Origin of the sequence: Leucobacter albus (assembly GCF_039528015.1) — a bacterium.
In the GTDB taxonomy this organism is placed as follows: domain Bacteria; phylum Actinomycetota; class Actinomycetes; order Actinomycetales; family Microbacteriaceae; genus Leucobacter; species Leucobacter albus.
This window is the reverse complement of the sequence record NZ_BAAAKZ010000011.1, coordinates 1-19,000: the sequence shown is the minus strand read 5'-3', so window position 1 is coordinate 19,000 and position 19,000 is coordinate 1. Positions and strand designations below refer to the sequence as shown.

Annotated in this window: 17 protein-coding genes; 13 read left to right on the top strand and 4 right to left on the bottom strand. The window is 68.0% G+C overall.

Translation table 11 applies throughout. The annotated features are described in order from the left end of the window. Positions 1 to 209 precede the first annotated feature (209 nt). The 8 genes from ABD115_RS12775 (at position 210) to ABD115_RS12740 (ending at position 6,220) form a co-directional block, all read left to right on the top strand. Positions 210 to 1,922, top strand: coding sequence for a long-chain-fatty-acid--CoA ligase (locus tag ABD115_RS12775; protein WP_343961444.1), 1,713 nt, complete (start codon positions 210 to 212; stop codon positions 1,920 to 1,922). 154 nt (positions 1,923 to 2,076) lie between these two features. Then, on the top strand, positions 2,077 to 2,271 hold the full coding sequence (locus tag ABD115_RS12770) for an antitoxin VbhA family protein (protein ID WP_343961442.1): 195 nt from the start codon (positions 2,077 to 2,079) through the stop codon (positions 2,269 to 2,271). Between the two features lie 201 nt (positions 2,272 to 2,472). Beyond that, positions 2,473 to 2,844: a Fic family protein gene (locus ABD115_RS12765; protein WP_343961439.1), complete on the top strand. Its 372-nt coding sequence runs from the start codon at positions 2,473 to 2,475 to the stop codon at positions 2,842 to 2,844. A 161-nt stretch (positions 2,845 to 3,005) separates the two neighbouring features. Continuing rightward, positions 3,006 to 3,158, top strand: a complete 153-nt coding sequence (locus ABD115_RS12760; RefSeq protein ID WP_343961437.1) for a hypothetical protein — start codon at positions 3,006 to 3,008, stop codon at positions 3,156 to 3,158. Positions 3,159 to 3,256: 98 nt separating this feature from the next. Beyond that, positions 3,257 to 3,703 (top strand): MarR family winged helix-turn-helix transcriptional regulator, encoded by a 447-nt coding sequence (locus tag ABD115_RS12755; RefSeq protein WP_343961434.1) that lies wholly within the window; start codon positions 3,257 to 3,259, stop codon positions 3,701 to 3,703. 73 nt (positions 3,704 to 3,776) lie between these two features. Then, the gene (locus ABD115_RS12750; RefSeq protein WP_343961431.1) at positions 3,777 to 4,451 is read left to right on the top strand and encodes a thioredoxin-like domain-containing protein; all 675 of its coding nucleotides are present in this window, start codon (positions 3,777 to 3,779) and stop codon (positions 4,449 to 4,451) included. Next, a complete protein-coding gene (locus ABD115_RS12745; protein WP_343961429.1) occupies positions 4,441 to 5,097 on the top strand; it encodes a DUF305 domain-containing protein in 657 nt (218 codons plus the stop codon). The genes ABD115_RS12750 and ABD115_RS12745 overlap by 11 nt, the downstream gene beginning before the upstream one ends. Before the next feature lie 94 nt (positions 5,098 to 5,191). Then, positions 5,192 to 6,220 carry a VOC family protein gene (locus ABD115_RS12740; RefSeq protein ID WP_343961427.1) on the top strand — a complete coding sequence of 343 codons (1,029 nt, stop codon included), beginning with the start codon at positions 5,192 to 5,194 and terminating at the stop codon, positions 6,218 to 6,220. Between the two features lie 21 nt (positions 6,221 to 6,241). Here ABD115_RS12740 and ABD115_RS12735 read toward each other — a convergent pair whose 3' ends face one another. The 4 genes from ABD115_RS12735 to ABD115_RS12720 all read right to left on the bottom strand — a co-directional run bounded on the left by ABD115_RS12735 (position 6,242) and on the right by ABD115_RS12720 (position 10,022). Further along, on the bottom strand, positions 6,242 to 7,285 hold the full coding sequence (locus tag ABD115_RS12735; RefSeq protein ID WP_343961424.1) for a FecCD family ABC transporter permease: 1,044 nt from the start codon (positions 7,283 to 7,285) through the stop codon (positions 6,242 to 6,244). After that, the gene (locus ABD115_RS12730) at positions 7,282 to 8,292 is read right to left on the bottom strand and encodes a FecCD family ABC transporter permease (RefSeq protein WP_343961422.1); all 1,011 of its coding nucleotides are present in this window, start codon (positions 8,290 to 8,292) and stop codon (positions 7,282 to 7,284) included. The genes ABD115_RS12735 and ABD115_RS12730 overlap by 4 nt, the downstream gene beginning before the upstream one ends. Next, positions 8,289 to 9,317 carry an ABC transporter substrate-binding protein gene (locus ABD115_RS12725; protein WP_343961420.1) on the bottom strand — a complete coding sequence of 343 codons (1,029 nt, stop codon included), beginning with the start codon at positions 9,315 to 9,317 and terminating at the stop codon, positions 8,289 to 8,291. The genes ABD115_RS12730 and ABD115_RS12725 overlap by 4 nt, the downstream gene beginning before the upstream one ends. Positions 9,318 to 9,410: 93 nt before the next feature. Continuing rightward, positions 9,411 to 10,022: a TetR/AcrR family transcriptional regulator gene (locus tag ABD115_RS12720; RefSeq protein WP_343961418.1), complete on the bottom strand. Its 612-nt coding sequence runs from the start codon at positions 10,020 to 10,022 to the stop codon at positions 9,411 to 9,413. A 52-nt stretch (positions 10,023 to 10,074) separates the two neighbouring features. On the opposite strand from ABD115_RS12720, the gene ABD115_RS12715 reads away from it, so the two are divergent. The 5 genes from ABD115_RS12715 (at position 10,075) to ABD115_RS12695 (ending at position 18,955) form a co-directional block, all read left to right on the top strand. Next, positions 10,075 to 11,802 carry an ATP-binding cassette domain-containing protein gene (locus ABD115_RS12715; protein ID WP_343961417.1) on the top strand — a complete coding sequence of 576 codons (1,728 nt, stop codon included), beginning with the start codon at positions 10,075 to 10,077 and terminating at the stop codon, positions 11,800 to 11,802. Continuing rightward, complete coding sequence (locus tag ABD115_RS12710) at positions 11,799 to 13,412, top strand: ATP-binding cassette domain-containing protein (RefSeq protein ID WP_343961415.1); 1,614 nt, start codon at positions 11,799 to 11,801, stop codon at positions 13,410 to 13,412. Before ABD115_RS12715 ends, ABD115_RS12710 begins: the two co-directional genes overlap by 4 nt. A gap of 127 nt (positions 13,413 to 13,539) precedes the next feature. After that, positions 13,540 to 14,226, top strand: coding sequence for a TetR/AcrR family transcriptional regulator (locus ABD115_RS12705; protein WP_343961413.1), 687 nt, complete (start codon positions 13,540 to 13,542; stop codon positions 14,224 to 14,226). 26 nt (positions 14,227 to 14,252) lie between these two features. Beyond that, positions 14,253 to 16,937 carry an ABC transporter ATP-binding protein/permease gene (locus ABD115_RS12700; RefSeq protein WP_343961411.1) on the top strand — a complete coding sequence of 895 codons (2,685 nt, stop codon included), beginning with the start codon at positions 14,253 to 14,255 and terminating at the stop codon, positions 16,935 to 16,937. Continuing rightward, positions 16,934 to 18,955: an ABC transporter ATP-binding protein gene (locus ABD115_RS12695; protein WP_343961409.1), complete on the top strand. Its 2,022-nt coding sequence runs from the start codon at positions 16,934 to 16,936 to the stop codon at positions 18,953 to 18,955. Before ABD115_RS12700 ends, ABD115_RS12695 begins: the two co-directional genes overlap by 4 nt. Positions 18,956 to 19,000 lie beyond the last annotated feature (45 nt).

The window sequence follows — 19,000 nt, the reverse complement described above, 5'->3', positions numbered from 1 at the left end:
ATCCCTGTTTTAGCGCGTGATCATGCGGCTAGATCAAGATTCCATCCACACGTTTTGGCCGATACCCCTTCGGCTGCGGCTTCTCGGCGTTGGCTCCCGGTCGAGGGGCGCTGCACGTGCATCGGCGGCTGATCCGCTCGATGGATGCGTGTTGGCGGATAGGGCACTGCATAGGCTGGTGAGACACCGAGGATAGGACGGCCAGTGCCATGACTGCAGTTTTCGACCGGGCCCAGCCAGATGAGGCGCGCCCGTGGCTGACCTCCTACGCCGAGGGGGTTCGCCCGGAGATTGATCCTGTGGTGCAGACGCTCCCCGAAGCGTTGCAGGCGAGCGCCAAGCGGTTTCCGAACCATGTTGCGCTCGAATTCTTTGGGCGCACCACGAATTACAAGGAACTGTACGAGCAGGTTGAGCGCGCCGCCGCGGGCCTGCGAAAGCTGGGTGTGAAATCGGGGGACCGGGTCGCGCTTGTGTTGCCCAATTGCCCGCAGCACGTTGTCGCCTTCTACGCAGTATTGCGACTGGGCGCCGTCGTCGTCGAACACAACCCGCTGTACACCGAACGTGAACTGCGCCACCAATTTGAAGATCACGAAGCTACATTCGCGATCGTCTGGGATGTTGCGAGCGAGAAGATCGATAGCCTGCCTGATGACGTGCGGCCGCAGCACATCGTCACGGTAAACATGACCACAGCGATGCCCGCGCTGCAGCGGTTCGCGCTCCGACTGCCGATTCCGAAGGCCCGTGCCGCGCGAAAGAAGCTCACCGCGCGACCCGCATCGAAATCGATGCGATCGTGGGAATCGCTCCTGGGGAAGCGGCTTTCGAAGCGCGTGGCGGGCCCGACGCGCGATGACATCGCCGTCTTGCAGTACACGAGCGGCACGACGGGGCGGCCGAAGGGGGCGATCCTGACTCACGCGAACCTGCGCGCGAATGCGATGCAGGGCCGGGAGTGGCTGCCCGGGCTGCGCGAGGGCGACGAGGTGTTCTACGGGGTGTTGCCGCTGTTCCATGCGTACGGCCTGACGCTGTGTCTCACCTTTGCGATGAGCATCGGTGCCCGCCTGGTGCTGTTCCCCACGTTTAACGTCGGTCTCGTGAAGCAGGCTGCGAAGCATTCGCCCCCGACGTTCCTGCCGGGGGTACCGCCCATCTATGACCAGCTCGCGCGCGCAGCTTTGCACGACGAGCTCGATCTCTCGACGGTGCGATTCGCGATCTCGGGCGCGATGCCACTGCCGGTTTCGACCGTGCAGCGCTGGGAAGAAGTGACTGGCGGCCTGCTCGTCGAGGGCTACGGCATGACTGAGGCCTCACCGGTCGCGCTCGGAAACCCCGCGGGCCCATCCCGTCGGCCAGGGTCCGTTGGCGTCCCGTTCCCGAGCACCGAGATTCGTGTGATCGACCCCGACGACCCGGAGGTTGAGGTGGGGGTCAGGGAGCCGGGAGAGCTCCTGCTCCGCGGCCCCCAGGTGTTCCAGGGGTATTGGAAGCGCCCGGAAGACACTGCAGAGACACTGCTGCAAGGCGGTTGGTTGCGCACCGGAGACATTGTGGCCGTCTCGGCGGATGGGTTTGTGGCGGTCGTTGATCGGCGTAAAGAGCTGATCATTACTGGCGGTTTCAACGTGTCTCCTTCTGAGGTTGAGGAGGTGCTGCTGTCGCACCCCGATATTGAGGATGCGGCGGTCGTGTCGCTGCCGCGCGGAGACGGGGCCGAGATGGTTGCGGCGGCGATCGTGACTCGGAGCGGTGCGCAGCTCGAGCCGGAGGCCGTGCGCACGTTCTGCCGCACGAGGCTCACCCCGTACAAGGTGCCCAAGCGGGTCGAGTTCGTCGCTAAGCTGCCACGATCGATGGTCGGCAAGGTGCTGCGCCGCGAGGTGCGTGAACTGCTGCTCGCCAAACAGTGACGCGGGATCGGGGCGAGCGGCGTTGGTCTCCAGTCAGGTTTGCTTCCCCGGTCAGCTCCAGCCCGCGTTACTGTTGGGTGGTGTGCAGGTTCGAAATTGCTCACCGGTTGCGATCGGGCAGCGGTAAACTGGAGAGAGCAGCTCGACAGGAGACATGTTGCCAACCACCACCCCCACAATGACGCAACCTGAACGTGAACGCCGCGTTGCAGAGGCGATTCATAGCGGTGAGATGGAAGGCCTTGAAGTTTCTCAAGCTGGCCAGGCAGATGCGCAGGAGTACATCGCTGGGCGGATCGATTCTGACGAGCTGGTAGCTCGCGCTCGCGCCCGCTATGGACTCGACTGATTTCGTCGACCCTTATCTCGATCCTGAAACAGGGGTTCTGAGAAACAAGATCGGCGCGTTGACTCAGGCCTCGCTCGATGAAGCCGAAGGAGATCTCGCGTTTGCTCGGTTGGTGCAATTCCATGACCACCCACCAACGCCCACAGGCGGCCTTGCCGAGCTAAGCGCAATCCACAGGCACCTGTTTCAGGATGTCTACGAGTGGGCCGGCGAGATTCGAACAGCGACCTCAAACAATTGGAACGGTCGCATTTCATTGTGCGCCCGGCGTATCACTACGATCAATTCAACTATGTGCATCCCTTCAGAGAAGGCAATGGCAGAACTCAACGAGTGTTCTGGAACCGCGTTGCACGCGAGGCTGGATGGGAACTTGACTGGCGCTCCGTGCGGGGCGCGACTAATGACAGTGCGTGTCGAGCCGCCGCCGAGCGCCGAGACTTGTTGCCTTTGCAAGCGATGTTCGACCGAATAGTTGCTCCGGCGAGCCAGCTCGATCAAGGTGATGAGGCTTGGCAAGCTGCGGAGCGCGCGCGGCTCTCGTTTGTCGCTCGCCACAAAGGCGGTCAGTAGGGGCTTCTGTTTGCCGAAGAATGACGATCGATCGAGGCGGGTGCAAGTGGTGTCCCAATTGAGCTCCTGCAGGAACACGGTCCTCAGCTTGGGCGGCCGATCGTGGAATCGGTGAGCGGTTCGAAACGCGCCGTCAAAACGTGAAGGGGAAGTAGGGGCGCATGAAACTCGATGGTGTTCTTGAGAAACATCCGGTAGATCGCGCCACGGTTGAAACGGCGAAAGTTGGTACGAACCGCCGCTATTTGGAGGCTGTCGGGGGTGACCTGTCGATCGAGTTCGTCGTCGGCGCATCGCGGGTGCAGGTCGCGTGAGCTGTGCGGCGCTGGGTTGGGGTATCGCGGCTGCCGCGAGGTGTGCGCACGCGCCTCGGAAATGATGAAATGGCGGTATGACAGATTTTGCCCCGCGCATGGACGCCAGGGAGTCTCGAGCGTGGCTCGGACTGATTGGGGTGGCGCAGCTGCTGCCGCACCTGCTCGATGCCCAGCTCGAGCGGGATTCGCGGATGACCCATTTCGAGTTCACGGTGCTGTCGGCGCTCTACATCGCGCCCGATTCGGTGCTCCGAATGTCCGAGCTTGCCGAGGCGACCGCGGCAACGCTGCCGCGCCTCTCCCACGTCGCCACGCGCATGGAGAAGCGGGAACTTATCGAGCGGGTCCCGAGCGAAACTGATCGCCGTGCAACAAACGTGTGCCTGACGACAGTCGGGCGACGAGAATTCATTCGCGCGATTCCCGCCCACATCGATCTGGTGCGCAGTCTCGTGATCGACGCGCTGACGCCGGAGCAACTTGATTCGCTCGGTGAGATCACAGAGGCCATTGGCGAACGCCTGGCCAAGCACCGTGGCTGAAAGGCCTGCGCGGAGGTTTCTCTCAGGCCGCTGATAAATGATTGTCGCAACAACCAAATGGGGCGAGGGTCGAATGTCAGAGTCAGCAGATCGCAAAACCACCAAGCAGCAGCGGGCTGAAGCGCGCGCTGAAAAGGTCCGAGCTCACCAGCAGCAGGAAGCCGCGCGGAAGCGCAACCGACGCATCGCCACCGTGAGTGGGGCGGTCGGCGGGGCGGCAGTGCTCGCGCTTGTCGTCACCTTCGTGGTGACCTCGGCCGAGCCGCAGCAACGCCCGCAAGACATCGAGATCGCGGGGCTCAAGGAGTTCCCGAATCTCCCGGCAACCCACATCGATCCGTCGCCGGTCGACTATCAGAAGAGCTACGGCATGGAGGTTCCGGCGGGCGGCGACCACTCGCAGATCTGGCTGAACTGCGGCGTCTACAACCAGCCGCAGCAGAACGAGAACGCGGTGCACGCGCTCGAACACGGCGCGGTCTGGGTGACCTACGACCCGCAGGCCGCAACCGAGGCAGACGTTGAGGCGCTGCGGGCCGCCATCCCCGACCAGTACACGATCCTCTCCCCGTACCCGGGGCAGCCCGCGCCGTTCATGGCGTCGGCATGGGGCGCGCAGATTCAGATGGACACCGTGTCAGATGATCGCCTCACGCAGTTCATCGACAGGTACTGGAAGTCGCCGAACGCGCCGGAGCCGGGCGCCTCGTGCTCCGGGGCACTCCAGGGCCCGGGCCTTGTCGCATAGTCAGCGCAGCACCGGGCTCACGGCATTTGTCGTGACGGTGCTCGCCGTTGTGCTCGTCGCCGGCTCGCTGATCATCGGGCGTACGAGCGCCGGGGCGGATCCGCAACCGACCACCCGCAGCGCCGAGGCGGGGTTCGCGCGTGACATGCAGGTGCACCACGACCAGGCCGTTGAGATGTCGATGATCGTGCGTGACCTCACGGAGTCGCCGGACATTCGCCTCTTGGCGTACGACATCGCGACCTCGCAGTCGCAGCAGGCGGGGCAGATGTTTGGCTGGCTCGCGACGTGGGGCCTCCCGCAGGCGTCGCCAGAGCCACCGATGACCTGGATGCATCGCCCGATTCCCCAGGGCGATAGCCATGCCGCGCACAACCTTCCAGCGGCGGTAGGCGAGGTACCCGCGGTGATGCCGGGGATGGCGACGCGCGCGCAGCTCGACGAGCTCCGAACGCTCAGCGGCATCGCCGCCGAGCGCATGTTTCTCGAGCTCATGATCGCGCACCACGAGGGCGGCGTCGACATGGCCGATGCCGTGCTGGAGCGGAGCGACTATCCGGTCGTCACGGATCTCGCTGGCAGCATTACCAAAGCCCAACAGAGCGAGATTCAACTCATGGAAGAGCTGCTTGCCGCGCGCACGTGACGTGAACGCCGACCCCAGCCCCGCAACTCCCAACAGCAACATCCCATCAGCAACATCCCAGGCCAGACACGAAGTAACCGAAGGATCCACACCGATGACACGCACGAGCAAGACTGCCCGCCGCGCACCCAAACCACTCCTCATAACGATCGCCGCGATAGTGCTGGCCGCAATTGCCGGCGGCGTGATCTGGGCGGTGCTGAACGGTCGCGACGCTACGTCGGCGAGTGCATCGGCGGATGCAGTTGGCGCGGTCGACGCCGCAGGCGTCCCACTGGAGCGGGCGAACGGGTTGCCAGCGGCAATGGAGCTTGGCGTTACCGAGCTCAAGGTCCAAAACCTCGAGAACGTGCGGGCCTACTACCAAAACGCGGTCGGCCTCGCGGTCATCGAGCAGCAGCCAGATGCGGTCACGCTCGGGATGGACGACGTGCCGCTCATGCGGCTCGAGCGGTCGGCCGAACCCCTGCCGCAGGCAACAGACGCCGGGCTCTACCACACGGCGATTCTGTTCGCCGATGAGGCGTCGCTCGCGAAGGCGGTGCTGCAGACGGCGCAGCTCGCTCCTGGCAGCTATCAGGGCTCGGCAGACCACCTTGTGAGCCAGGCGTTCTATTTCGGAGACCCAGAGGGGAACGGCGTTGAGCTTTACGTCGACCGCCCGCGCGAGGAATGGCAGTGGAACGACGGCCAGGTCGAGATGGGCAGTGAGCCACTCGACCCGAACGCGTTCATCGAGGAGCACCTCGACGGCGAGGCCGCGGGCACCGCGGTGATCGGCCACATCCACCTGAAGGTGGGCAACCTCGAAGAGGCGCGCTCGTTCTACGCGGATACGCTCGGGTTCGATGTGGTGTCAGAGTCCGAGGGCGCCCTGTTCTACTCCGCTGGCGGCTACCATCACCACCTTGCGACGAACACCTGGCAGAGCGCCGGCGCGGGCCCGCGCACCACCGAGGTTGGGCTTGGCGCGTTGACCGTCGCCCTGCCGACAGCCGCAGACATCGAGCAGGCGACCGCCCGCGTCGATGCCGCGGGCTACGGTCACGAGGTCGTCGAGCACGGCATCGTGGTCGAAGACCCGTGGGGCAACAAGATTCGGCTGGTGGCCCGGGCGCAGTAGCCACGCGATCAGCGCGGCCCGTCAGCGCTTGCGGAAGAGGATCGTGAGCGTGAGGTAGACCCCACCAAGGCTCACGGTGACGGCCCCGACGGGGATTTGTGTCGGGGCAAATGCGTGTGCCGCGATCCAATCGGCGATGCTCAGTAGCAGCGCTCCGGTGAGAGCCGCTGCGAGTGTCGGGTGCGTGCGCGGCAGCGTGGCGCGGGCGAGGTGGGGCGCCGCGAGCGCGACGAACATGATCGGCCCCGCGGCCGCAGTTGTCACGGCCGTGAGCGCGACGGCGCAGCCGACCAGCAACAGTCGAGTGGCGCTCACCCGCAGCCCGAGTGCGTGTGCGAGGTCATCTCCGAGCTCGATGATGCGCAGCTTGGGCACGAGGAGTGCGGTAGCCACCGCGATGACCGCCAGCGCACCGAGTACGGGCTGCAGCAGTTCCCACCGCGTGTTGTCGAGTGTTCCCGCGGCCCACACCGAGCTGGCCGTCGCCGTCGCGGTGTCGGTCTTGTAGACGAGCCAGGTGTTCAGGGCGCCGAGCGCCGCGCTGATCGCGATGCCCGCGAGCACGAAGGTGTTTCCGCCCACCCCAGAACGCGAACTGAACAGCAGCACGAGCGCCGCGGCGGCGAGACCGCCGAGCAGCGCCGCGGTTGCGGTGGCTGCGAAGCCAGGAGCCGGGATGATGATGAGCGCGAGCAGCACGCCGGTGTAGGCGCCCGTGTTGAAGCCGATGATGTCGGGGCTGCCGAGCGGGTTGCGTGTGAGGGTTTGAAAGATCGATCCGGCCGCGCCGAGCGCAGCGCCAAACGCGATGGCAGCGAGCGCGCGGGGGAGTCGCCACGCCAGCACCACGGTCTGGGTGAAGTCGTTTGCCGTGCCGGTGAGTGCAGCCCAGACCTCGGACGGGCTGAGCGCGAGGTCTCCCGCGGCGAGTGCGGCGAGCAGCACAGCGCAGAGTAGGGCAACGCCTGCCGCCCAGCGCCAGCGGGCGCCCGGGGGCGAGGGGAGCGCATCGTGCTGTGTGGGAGCGACCGGTGGCGACGATTGTGGGTGACTGGTGCGGGTCATGCGCGCCTCCTCAGCACGGTGAGGATGACGGGCGCGCCAAGCGCAGCCGCAACGACGCCGACGGGTAGTTCGCCGGGCCACAGCACGACGCGGGCGAGGATGTCTGCGACGAGCAGGAGGGCCGCGCCGACCGGCGTGCCGATGAGGATCATGCGTGCGGTGTTCGGGCCGGTGAACGGCCGAATGAAGTGTGGCACCATCAGCCCGATGAAGCCGATCGGCCCGGCGATCGCTGTTGCTGCACCGACGAGGCACGCTGCGGCGATGCCGGTGCCTGCCCTGGCGAGGAAGGGGTGTGAGCCGAGCCCGCGGGCGGTGTCGTCGCCGAGTGCGAGCGCGTCGATCGGGCGCGCGAGGGCGAACGCGAGGATGCCGCCGAACGCGATGAGGGGGAGCGTTTGCCAGAGCACGCCGATGTTGGGGCTCGCGAGCGAACCGGCAGACCAGGCGCGCATCGCGTCGAGCGCGCGCGGGTTGAGAAGTGTAATGGCTGACTGCACCCCGGAGACGGTCATGCTGAAGGCGACGCCAGCGAGAATGAGTTTTGTGCCGCTCGCGGCTCCGCGCAGCCCGAGCGCGAGTACCGCTGCGGTGACGATCGCTGCCCCGGCGACTGCGCTCGCTGCGATGCCGGTGGCGGATCGGACGCCGAACCAACTCATCGCAATCGTCACAGCGAACGCAGCTCCCGAACTCACGCCCAGCAGGCCAGGGTCCGCAAGGGGGTTTCTGGTCATGCCCTGCATGAGCGTTCCGGCCCACGCGAGTGCTGCCCCGACGAGCACCGCCGCAAGGGTGCGTGGGAGTCGCACTTCCCAGAGCAGGGTGTGCAGTTCGTCAGTGCCACGCCCCGCGAGTACCTCGGCGAAGGCGGAGGGAGACACGCTGCGCGATCCGATGAGGAGGCTTGCGCAGCAGAGGGCGGCGAGGATGGCCGCAGCAAGGGCCAGCGCTCCGAGGAGGCGCGAGGCGCTCGTGCGGCGCGCCTCCTGGAGCGTGGCGGTCACTTCGCGGGAATGAGTTCGAGGCCCGGGCGCAGCTGCTCGAGCAGCCACGGCACCGATGCAACGTTCGGATCCTGCAGCGCGGTGGCGGCCTCGAGGCCGACCGGGATGTAGCGCTCAGTCATGATCGGCTGCTTCGAGATGATGGGGTCGGTCTCGAACTTCTCTTGCAGTGCGTCTGACTGGTAGGTCATGAACAGCACGCCCGCGTCGTTGAACAGCGGCGCCTGCTCGAAGCTCACGTCGAGGGCTCCGGGCACGGAGCCCTGCCCCCCGAGGTCGGTGACCGCGGGGAGCGAGACGAGGCCGAGCTGCTGCATGAACTTCGCGGTCACGTTCGCCTCGTCGACGAGCATGACGACGACACCGTCTCGCGCTTGGCCGTAGAGGAATGTGCCGCCCTGGAGATTTGGTAGATCCGCCTTCAGCTTCTCGACCGCGTCGCCTGCGGCGGCGACGAGCTTCGCTGCGGCCTCGCTCTCGCCGAGCGCCTCGCCGATACGCAGCGCCGACTCTTCGCTTGTCGCCGCGTAGAGCGCCTGCTCGTAGGAGACGACGGGAGCGATGTCGCTGAGCTGGGCGTAGAGCGCCTCGTCGAGCGTGAATCCCGCGGTCGCAAGGATCACGTCGGGCTTCGCCGCAGCGACCTGCTCGACGTTGATGGCCATCGGGTTCAGCCACGTCGTGTCATCGGGCAGCGGATCGATGTAGGGGAGGTTTTTCTCGTCGCCTGCGCCAGCGACGCTCGTGAATGACTCGGGCGCCGCGACGACGTGTGCGCCGAGCGCTGACGCGAGTGCGACGTCAGCGTACCCCAGGGCGGCGACGCGTTCGGGCTGCGCGTCGATCGTCGCATCGCCAAACGCATTGTGGATTGTGACCGGGAAGTGGCCAGGCGCGTCGCCGGTCGTGGCGGCGGCGGATCCGTCGGCTGGTGCAGCGCTCGATGCGCACCCGGTGAGAAGGAGGGCGCCCGCGGCGAGGGCTGCGAGCCCCGCATAAGCGGCGCGACGAATGGGTGATGGCATGGGTGTGCCGTCCTATCTGGTAGGTGAGTGGTGGTGTAGTTGAGTGATGGTGGTGGCGAGTGCCGGTGAAGAAAAGTCGTGGTGAAGACGGGGTTAGCGCTGTGGCAGCTGCGCGGCGATCGCGTGGAACACCGCTGTGGGGGTGGCCGCGGCGTCGAGGTGGGCCCACTCGGGAGCGAGGCTCGCGACGAGCGGCGGTGCGCTTGCCAGTGCGTGCTCGGAGATCGCGCTGCCTTCGTGCTGCGTTTTTGCGTGCGAGATTGTCGCTTGGCCGAGGATCGCGGCGAACATCGTGCGGTAGAAGACGAATGAGGCCTGCGTGTCGAGGCCGCAGTCGCGTGCGCAGCCGAGGAGCGCTTCCGAGAACTCGAGGCCGGCGGGGCTTGCGAGGCGGCCGGTCGAGATCAGGCGAATCATCCACGGGTGCGTCACGAGGAGCTCATGCAGTGTGAGCGCGATCTCGACCGCGTGATCGGCGGCGTGATCGGCCGGGGCGCTCGTTCGGCGCGGAACCTCGATCCCCTCGGAGACGCGGGCGACGAGCGCGACGAGAAGCGCATCTCGATCTCGAAAGTAGCGATACAGCGCCATCGGCGTGACGTCGAGCCTCGTAGCGAGGGGCCGCATTGAGAGCGCGGCCTCGCCGTTTGCCGCCAGCAGGGCCATCGCCTCGTCGAGAATTCGATCGGGAGTCAGTTGCGTCATTTTCATCCTATGAAGGTTAGGGTCGCCTAACTATACGCGTATACTTCGTGACGTGGCAACCAAGAATTCTCGCCAGCGCCCCGCGCTGCTCCACCCATCGCTCGTCCCGGCCCTGCGGCCGTCGATGCCCGCGCTCTTGCTCGCGGTGCTCGCAGCGGCCCTCGCCGGCGCCACCGCGCTCGCCGCAATCTGGGGCATCGTGGCGATGATCTCCGAGCCGTCGGCCGGCGGTGTCGCGTGGATCTGTGCCGCGTGGGTGGGCGCCGCGCTGCTCGCAGCCGCCTCTTCTTGGCTCGCCCACGCAGTCGAGGCAACGTTCGAGGCGCGGCTTCGCCGAACGGTCGCCGGGCGCGTGTTGCGGCTCCCCGCCGAGCGGTTGAGTGATTACCCGGCGGATCGGCTGCGCAGGCTCGTCTCCGACGACATCGCGGCGCTGCACCATATGATCGCGCACCTGCCAAGCGAAATCGCCGCACTCGTTGTGGTGCCCGCTGCCGCGATCGTGTTGCTCCTCACACTCGCCGGCCCGGTGGCGCTCCTGGCCCTCATCCCCGGGGTGCTCGCGGGCGGTGTCTACCTCGCTGTTCTCCCGCCGTTGTCAGCCAGACACGGGGCAGAGCGCGGGCGCGTCATGGGCGAGATTACCACCGCGGTCGACGACTACGCGCGCGGGATCCACGTCTTCAGAAGCTTCGGAAATGACTCGGGGGCGCTCGCGACCTACACCAGTGCTACCGAGCGGTTCACCGCGGGCATGGTCGCTTGGGTGAGGCGGGTCGCGACCCCGGCCGCGGTAGCCGTCGCGCTCCTGCAGGCCCCCGCGAGCTTCGCGATCGCTTACGCCGTGGGCGCGGCGAACGACACGTCAACCCTCGCCGCGATCCTCCTCCTCAGCCTCGCGCTCGTCACCCCGGCACTCAGGCTCGGTCACGGTCTCGACTTCGTGGCCGCTGGCCGCGCGGCGGGAGGCCGTGTCGGCGAGTTGCTCTCGGAGCCGGCCCTCCCCACGGGAGGTGAGGTGCTTGCCGGTGTGTTGAACGCTGACACGGTGCTCGCCGAAACCGGAGTGTCAATTGCCGCGCACGCGATCACCGTGCGGGTCAACGATCGGGCGGTGCTTTCGGAGCTGACGCTGACCGCGCCCGCGAGTAGCATCACCGCGGTCACGGGGCCGAGCGGGGCGGGGAAGACCACGCTGTTGCGCGTGCTCGCGGGGCTGCACACCATCGACGCCGGCAGCGTGATCGTCGGAGGCACCAGCATCACCGAGATTAGCGAAGCCACGCGCGCGGACACGGTGCTGCTGGTGCCGCAGGGGGTCGCGGTGCTCGCCGCAACGATCCGCGAGAACCTGCTTCTCAGCGCGCCGGGCGCAAGCGACGCTGAGTGTGCGAGCGCACTCAGCCGCGCGCAACTGGGCGCGCGGCTCGACGCAGACGCAGCGACGCTGTCGGGCGGCGAGCGTCAGCGCGTCGCCCTCGCTCGCGCATTCCTCTCGCCCGCGCCCGTGATTCTGCTCGACGAGCCAACGAGCGCCCTCGACGCCGCAACTACCGGGCGCGTGTGGGCCGAAATCGAAAAGCTCGCACACGTCGAAGGCAAAACGGTGGTGGTTGTGACCCACGACCCCGAGCTCGCGGCCAGGAGCGACCGGCACGTTGCTCTCGCATCCGCGCAGCTGCCGTCGGAACCCGAGCTCCCTGCTCTCGGGCCGCCCATTTCCGGCTCCTCGTCACCCTCGTCTCCGCAGCACCAGTCCGAAGCAGGTACCTCCGCATGACCTCCGCCATTTCAAACACTCAGGCCGGCCTGCCGCTCGCGGCTCGCCGCCGCCTGGCCCGCGTGACGCTTGGGTGGGTCGCTGTCGCGGCCATCGAAGTCACTGCCTACGCCTCGCTGGGGTTCGCGATCCTCCACGGCGGCGGCGCAGCTCCGGTGCTGCTCGCCGCCGCTGCCGCGCTCGCAGCGACCGTGATCGTATCGCGGCAGGGATACCTCGCCGGCGCCAGGCTCGCCGGCGACCTCTACGGCGAAATGGGTGCCGCGCTCGCGCGTGCGAAGCTTTCGTGGTTCACGGCCGAGCATCGTGCGCTCGTGACCGCGGCTGCCGGGCGAAGCGTTCCCACCTTCATGGGGGTGCCGGCGCACCAGCTGCAAACGCTCGTGCTGTCGCCGATGATCCCGGTGGGAATGGTCGTCGCGATTGCGCTCGTGAGCGGGCCGGCGCCTGCGGGCCTCGTGCTCCTGCTCCTGGGCGCCGCACTCACCGTCCAAGCGCTCGCGCAGCGTGGCCTCGCCCGCGCCGACACCCGAAGGCACGAGGCTGAACGGCGTGCCAACGCCGCGACGCTCGAACTCGTCGACCGCCTCGAACTACTTCGCACGGCCGCGGGGCCCGTGCGCGCACTCGAACGAGCAGAACAAGCGTGGGCGGCGCAAGAAACCGCGATGGCGCGCACCAACCGCGCGGCCGCGCCAGCGACTCTCGTGTCACAGCTCGCCAGTGTGCTGCCGGTCGCGGGGGTACTCATCATGCTGTGGCTCACCGGCGGATTCACCGACCCGGCAGCAGCGCTCGCGCTGCTCGTGTTGACCGGCCGCGCGAGTGCACCACTCGACGATCTTGCGCTCATCGGGATATCACTCAGCGAACTCGGCACGCACACAACGGCGTTTCGCGAGGTCGCTGCGGCGCCAACGCTCCCGCGGCCCTTGGGCGGCGTGGCCGATGCTGCTGGCGGGGCCGCCAGCCACGCAGGCGGCAGCATCGAGCTGCACGACGTCAGCCATGCACCGGCACTCCGCGCTGTCAACGCCCGCATCTCAGAGGGGGAGCGGGTGCACATCACGGGGCCGAGCGGTGCCGGAAAGAGCACGCTGCTCGGCCTCGCACTGCGTTTTGACGACCCCGACCACGGCGAAGTCTTGCTCGGCGGGGTTCCGCTGCGCTCGCTCGCCGAAACAGCGCTCGCCGGGCGCATCGCCTACGTTCCACAGGAACCGGTCGTATTCACGGGAACCCTCGCCGAAAACATCCGCATCGGAAAGCCCGACGCCACCGATGACGAGGTGCGGGGCGCCGCGCTCGCCGCCGAGCTCGGCGCGGTGGTGCGGCGTGACCCGCGCGGCATCGATCAGCCAGTCGGCAGCCACGGGCAGGGACTCTCTGGCGGTGAGCGTCAGCGGGTCGCGATCGCGCGGGCCCTCGTCAGCGCACCCCCGGTGCTGCTGCTCGACGAGGCAACCTCGGCGCTCGACGAAGCGACCGAGCAGCGTATCGCTGACGAGATAGTCAGGCGCGGATCCACCGTGCTCTTCGTCACACACCGCCGCGCAGACATCTGGCAGCCCCACGCAACTATCGACCTCTCACGTACGGACACGCCATGAACAGCGAACGAGCGCCACTGACGATTCGGACGGGCATCGAACTCGCCGTTGACGCTTCAGCAGATGATGGTTAGGCTTACCTTTGTTATGGGGTGTAACCCTGCAGGATGAGGCGAGCGGAGCGGGCGTGGCGAGAACCGGCGGTAGACCAGCGCAGATCGAACTGGCTGACATTGTCGCCGCGGGCCGCGAGGTCGGGCTGAGGGGGCTCAGCATGAGCGCCGTCGCGGCCAAACTCGGCGTCAGCGCAACCGCGCTCTACCGGCACGTCGATGGGCGCTGGGGGCTCGAACGGCTCGTGGGCGAAGACATGCTGAGCGAGCTGACCATCGTCGACGACCCGGCGCTCGACACGGTGCCGCATCTGCTGTCGCTCGCGACACAGCTGCGCGCATTTATCCTCGAGCGCCCCGGGCTCGCCGCCTACGTGCAAACCCTGTTTCCGCGCGGCGAAGGCGGCCGCGAACTGCTAGCCGCAGCGACGCGCGCGCTCGGGCAGCGTGGCTATGCCCCCGATGCTGCGATCGTGCTGTGCTCAGCGGTCGCCTCGCTCGCGATCGGATTTGCCGCAGCAGAGGAGGCTCAGCGGGAACGAGCCGGAGAGCTCGACGAGCAGCGCAGGAGCGCGCTTGACGAGATCCTCGCTGACCCCAGGCTCGCCGCTGCGCACCGCGCGCTGCCCGAGGTCGACACCGCGGAGTACGTGCGCATGTGGCTCGGCGCCGCGATTCAAGGGTTTGTTGCCGCGGCGCCGCCCGGTCGCCCACTCGAAGAAGTTCGCGCGGCGCTCGTTGCCGCAGGGGAGGGAAAATAATGGCCAAGAGAGGCTTCACTGGCGCGATGACCCGGGCCTACGGCGCCCGCGATCACGACGTGACAGTGACCGCGATCGAACAGATCGCCCCGCACTTCAAGCGCATCTGGATGTCGGCGCCGTCGCTCATCGCCGAGGTTGCTGTCGGCCCGACGGCGTACCTGCGCTTCTGGTTTCCAGACGCAGAGACCGGCATCGAGTATCAGCGCGCCTACACGCTCACGCAGGTCGACGAACAGTCGGGCACCTTTGCCGTCGACGTCGTCATTCACGAACCGACTGGGCCCGCCGCCGCGTGGGCCGCAGCTGCTGTGCCCGGATCGACGGTGCAGGCAAACGCGCTCGGGTCGACGCGCTTCGAGGTGGCGAGTGAGCCGCCCGCCGGCTACCTGCTTATCGGTGACGCCGCGTCGATACCGGCGATCAACGCGATCGTCGCGGCCGTCCCGGCCGATATCCCGGTCGAGGTCTACCTCGAGCAGCGGCACGACGCCGACAGGCTCATTCCGCTCACCGAACACCCGCGCGCGAGCGTGCACTGGGTGCCGCGGGCCGGCGAGGCATCGCTCGCGGCGGCGGTCGAGGCGCGCGATTGGTCTGACTGGTACACCTGGGCGGCCCCGGAGTCAGGTTCGCTCAAGCATCTGCGGGCTCGGCTGCGCGACGAGTTCGGCTTCCCGAAATCCGAGGTGCACGCGCAGGCTTACGGGTATTACGGGCGTGCGTTTGGCAAGAGTCGATCGAAGGCGGATCCCGAACCGCTGCCGCCCGCAGCCGCAGTTGCAGAGTCGGCGGCGGCCGCTGGGCCGGCGCACAGGCAGGCTCCTCCGGCGCAAGCTGGCGCATCGCCGGGGCGTGGTGCGTGGCGCTCACAAGCCGGCTCCCGCCTGCTCGCACCGCTCAAGACGACGATGGTGCTCTCTGGCGTCGCCCAGGCTCTCGTCACGCTCGTGCAACTCGCGCCCTTCGTGCTGCTCGTCGAGCTCTCTCGGCTGCTGATCGCCGGGGCGCCGCCCGAGCGGTTCTGGGGGGTTGGGCTGTGGGCCGTCGGGCTGATGGGCGCCGGCGTGCTGCTCGCGACCGCGGTGCTCGTATGGCTGCACTGGGTCGACGCGCGCTTTGCTCGCGACCTTCGGCAGCGCCTGCTGCGCAAACTCTCGACGCTGCCGCTCGGGTGGTTCGACACGCGCGGGTCGGGGCAGGTGAAGCAGCTCGTGCAAGACGACACGCTCGCGCTGCACTACCTCGTCACCCACGCCGTGCCAGACGCGGTGAACGCGGTCGTCGCGCCCGTTGCGGTGCTCGCGTACCTGTTCGTCGCCGACTGGCGCATCGCGCTGCTACTGCTCATTCCGGTGATCGCATATATCGTCGGCATGGCGATCATGCTCGTGCAGTCGGGTGCCCGCACCGCCGAGGCGTCGCGATGGTCGGAGCGCATGAACGACGAGGCCGGTGCCTACCTCGAAGGGCAGCCCGTGGTGCGCGTTTTCGGGGGAGCAGCGGCCTCGTCGTTTCGCGCACGGCTCGCCGAATACACCGGCTTCCTCGAACTCTGGCAGCGGCCACTGTCTGGCCAGAAGGCGTTTATCGATCTCGCGACGCGGCCGGCGACCTTCCTGCTGCTCATCTGCGCGGCCGGCACGCTGTTCATTGCGACGGGCCTCATGCAACCCCTGGCCCTGCTCCCGTTTCTGCTGCTCGGCACAACCTTCGGGGCGCGCCTGCTCGGCATCGGCTACGGGCTGTCGGGGCTGCGCGCCGGGCTGCTCGCCGCCCGGCGCATTCAGGTGGCGCTCGACGAGCCGGAGCTTGCGATGAGTGTCGCGGATCCGCTGCGAATGGCCGAGCGCGAACTCCCCGCGAGCGAGCACCACGCGGCCGCCGACGGCGGCTCTCCTCCGCCAGGCACGGTTTCGTTCGATGGCGTGGGCTTCGCCTACCGGCCAGGCGTTCCCGTGCTCGCCGACGTCAGCCTGACGCTCGCGCCCGGCACCGTCACCGCGCTTGTCGGGCCCTCGGGGTCGGGCAAATCGACGCTTGCGAGCCTGCTCGCGCGGTTCAACGACGTGACGGCGGGGGCTATCCGCATCGGGGGTAGCGATCTGCGCGATCTCACCGCCGATGAGCTCTACGGGCGCGTCGGCTTCGTCTTCCAAGACGCGCAGCTCGTGCATGGCACCGTGCGCGAGAACATCGCCCTTGCCGCCCCAGGCGCCGACGATGCCGCGGTCGAGGCTGCCGCGCGCGCCGCCCAGATACACGAGCGCATTTTGCGCCTCTCCGACGGGTACCAGACGGTGCTCGGCCCCGACGCCGCGCTGTCTGGCGGCGAACGGCAGCGGCTCACCATCGCGCGTGCCATTCTCGCTGACACCCCGGTGCTCGTGCTCGACGAGGCGACCGCATTTGCCGACCCGGAGTCGGAGTACCTTGTACAGCGCGCGCTGACCGAACTCACCGCCGGCCGCACCGTGCTCGTCATCGCGCACCGCCTGCACACCATTACCGGCGCCGATCGCATCGTCGTGCTCGACCGGGGCCGCATCGCACAGTCTGGCACGCACACCGAACTGCTCGCGGCCGGCGGCCGGTACCGGCAGCTCTGGGAGGCTGGCATCGCTCCCGGCGACGCTCCCGGCGGCGACAGCAGCACCCGCGCCGGCGTCGACTCAACACTCACCGATCTGCTGCCGGAGGCAATCCGATGATACGCACGCTCCTCACCCTGCTGCCCGCGGGCGGTGGCCGGCGCTTCGCCCGGCATCTCGCGCTGACCGCATTCGGGGCGGTGCTTCGCGCCGTCGGTGCCGTGCTGCTCGTGCCGCTTGTTGCCGCGCTGTTTGGCGACGACCCGAGCGCTGCGTGGCCCTGGCTCGGCTGGCTCACAGCGGCAACGGTCGCGGGCTGGCTCGTCGACTCGGCAACGGTGAAGCGAGGCTTTGACCTCGGTTTCGGGCTACTCGAGACGGGGCAGGCAACGGTCGCCGATCGCCTCTCGGAGATTCGCCTGAGCTGGTTCACCGGCGCGAACACCGCAACGGCGAGACGGGCCGTCGCCGCGACAGGGCCCGACCTCGTCGGGTTGATTATCTACCTCGTCGCCCCCATCGTTGGAGCCGTGCTGCTGCCGATAGTGATCGCGCTCGCGCTCTTGCCCATCGCCTGGCCGCTGGCGGTCGCAGCGCTCGCCGGCGTGCCGCTGCTGCTCGGTGCGTTCTGGCTATCCGCGCGCATCAGCAGGTCGGCCGATCGGGCCGCGGCACAGACGAACAGCGCCCTCACCGAGCGCATCGTCGAGTTCGCACGCACCCAGCAGGCACTGCGGGCCGCGCGCCGTGTCGCGCCCGAACAGAGCCAGGTCGGGGCGGCGCTTGCCGCCCAGCACGGCGCGGGTGTCAGGCTACTGTTGCTGCAGATACCCGGCCAGCTCATCTTCGGGTTCGCGAGCCAGCTCGCGCTTATCGGGCTCGCCGGCACCATCGTGGTGCTGAGCGTTGGCGGTCAGCTCAGTGCCGCTGCCGCCGTCGCCCTCATCGTGGTTGTCGTGCGCTACCTCGAAGCCTTCACCGTGATGGCCGAACTGTCACCGGGGGTCGAATCTGCTGCCGGGGTGCTGCGCGATGTGCGTGCCGTGCTCGAAGCTCCCACTGTGCCCGAAGGGGAGGGCGCTCGTGTAGCGGTTGGGGCCGGTGTTGGTGCCGGGGTTGGCGCCGGGGTTGGTGCCGGTGTTGGTGCCGGAGTTGGTGCCGGTGCGAGGGCTCGCGCTCGAGTCGGGGCTGACGGTGCCGATCGTTTGGCCGGCGGGGCCCCGCTTATCGAGTTGCAGTCGGTGACCTTTGGGTATGGCGAGGCAGGTGGCTCTGCTGCACGCGCTGTTGCGGGCGCTGTTGCGGGCGCTGTTGCGGGCGCTGCTGCGGGCGCTGAAGGAAGTGCCTCGGCCTCGACGACGGCTCGACCGGGGCCCCGCGTGACGGCACGGACGGGGCCCCGTGCTGTGCCTCAGCAAGTAACTCAGCCGGTGCTTCGCGACTTCAGCCTGAGGTTCGAACCGGGCACAACGACCGCGATCGTCGGGCCCTCTGGCTCGGGCAAATCGACGGTGCTCTCGCTCATCGCCGGGCTGCACCACCCGAACGCGGGTGCTGTGCGCGTCAACGGAGTCGACGCCGCAACGCTGACGAGTGCAGCGCGGCGCGAGCTTGTGAGTGTCGTATTCCAGCAACCCTACCTTTTCGACGGGAGCGTGCGAGACAACGTGCTTGTTGGCAAGCCGGGGGCGAGTATTGAGGAGCTCACCCAGGCCGCCGAGCTTGCACAGGTCGACTCGCTCGTCGCTCGGCTCGCCGACGGGTGGGAGAGCCGGGTCGGCGAGGGCGGTGGGTCGCTGTCGGGTGGCGAACGCCAGCGCGTGTCGATCGCGAGGGCGCTGCTGAAGCCGGCACCCGTGCTCCTCGTTGACGAGGCAACGAGCGCGCTCGACACCGAGAACGAGGCCGCAGTCGCGAGCGCCCTGATCGGTGACCCGATGCCTCGCACCCGGGTGATCGTGGCGCACCGTCTGAGCAGCATCCGCGCGGCCGACCGGGTCGTGTTTCTCGACGAGGGCGCAGTCGTTGAAGACGGCTCGATCGACGAGTTGCTCGCCGCGGGTGGCCGGTTTGCCGAGTTCTGGCGGCAGCAGCACGCGGCGGGTGCCTGGCAGCTCGCAGCCGGTCGGCCGGGTTAGGCCGCCCGCCCGGCGCCCGGCGCGCCGCCCGGCGCCCGCCGCGCC

What these genes read in the sequence shown, in the direction of transcription:
- ABD115_RS12775 (WP_343961444.1), top strand. Translation starts at nt 210, where the DNA reads ATGACTGCAGTTTTCGACCGGGCCCAGCCAGATGAGGCGCGCCCGTGG.
- ABD115_RS12770 (WP_343961442.1), top strand. Translation starts at nt 2,077, where the DNA reads ATGTTGCCAACCACCACCCCCACAATGACGCAACCTGAACGTGAACGC.
- ABD115_RS12760 (WP_343961437.1), top strand. Translation starts at nt 3,006, where the DNA reads ATGAAACTCGATGGTGTTCTTGAGAAACATCCGGTAGATCGCGCCACG.
- ABD115_RS12755 (WP_343961434.1), top strand. Translation starts at nt 3,257, where the DNA reads ATGGACGCCAGGGAGTCTCGAGCGTGGCTCGGACTGATTGGGGTGGCG.
- ABD115_RS12750 (WP_343961431.1), top strand. Translation starts at nt 3,777, where the DNA reads ATGTCAGAGTCAGCAGATCGCAAAACCACCAAGCAGCAGCGGGCTGAA.
- ABD115_RS12740 (WP_343961427.1), top strand. Translation starts at nt 5,192, where the DNA reads ATGACACGCACGAGCAAGACTGCCCGCCGCGCACCCAAACCACTCCTC.
- ABD115_RS12735 (WP_343961424.1), bottom strand. Translation starts at nt 7,285, where the DNA reads ATGACCCGCACCAGTCACCCACAATCGTCGCCACCGGTCGCTCCCACA.
- ABD115_RS12725 (WP_343961420.1), bottom strand. Translation starts at nt 9,317, where the DNA reads ATGCCATCACCCATTCGTCGCGCCGCTTATGCGGGGCTCGCAGCCCTC.
- ABD115_RS12720 (WP_343961418.1), bottom strand. Translation starts at nt 10,022, where the DNA reads ATGACGCAACTGACTCCCGATCGAATTCTCGACGAGGCGATGGCCCTG.
- ABD115_RS12710 (WP_343961415.1), top strand. Translation starts at nt 11,799, where the DNA reads ATGACCTCCGCCATTTCAAACACTCAGGCCGGCCTGCCGCTCGCGGCT.
- ABD115_RS12700 (WP_343961411.1), top strand. Translation starts at nt 14,253, where the DNA reads ATGACCCGGGCCTACGGCGCCCGCGATCACGACGTGACAGTGACCGCG.
- ABD115_RS12695 (WP_343961409.1), top strand. Translation starts at nt 16,934, where the DNA reads ATGATACGCACGCTCCTCACCCTGCTGCCCGCGGGCGGTGGCCGGCGC.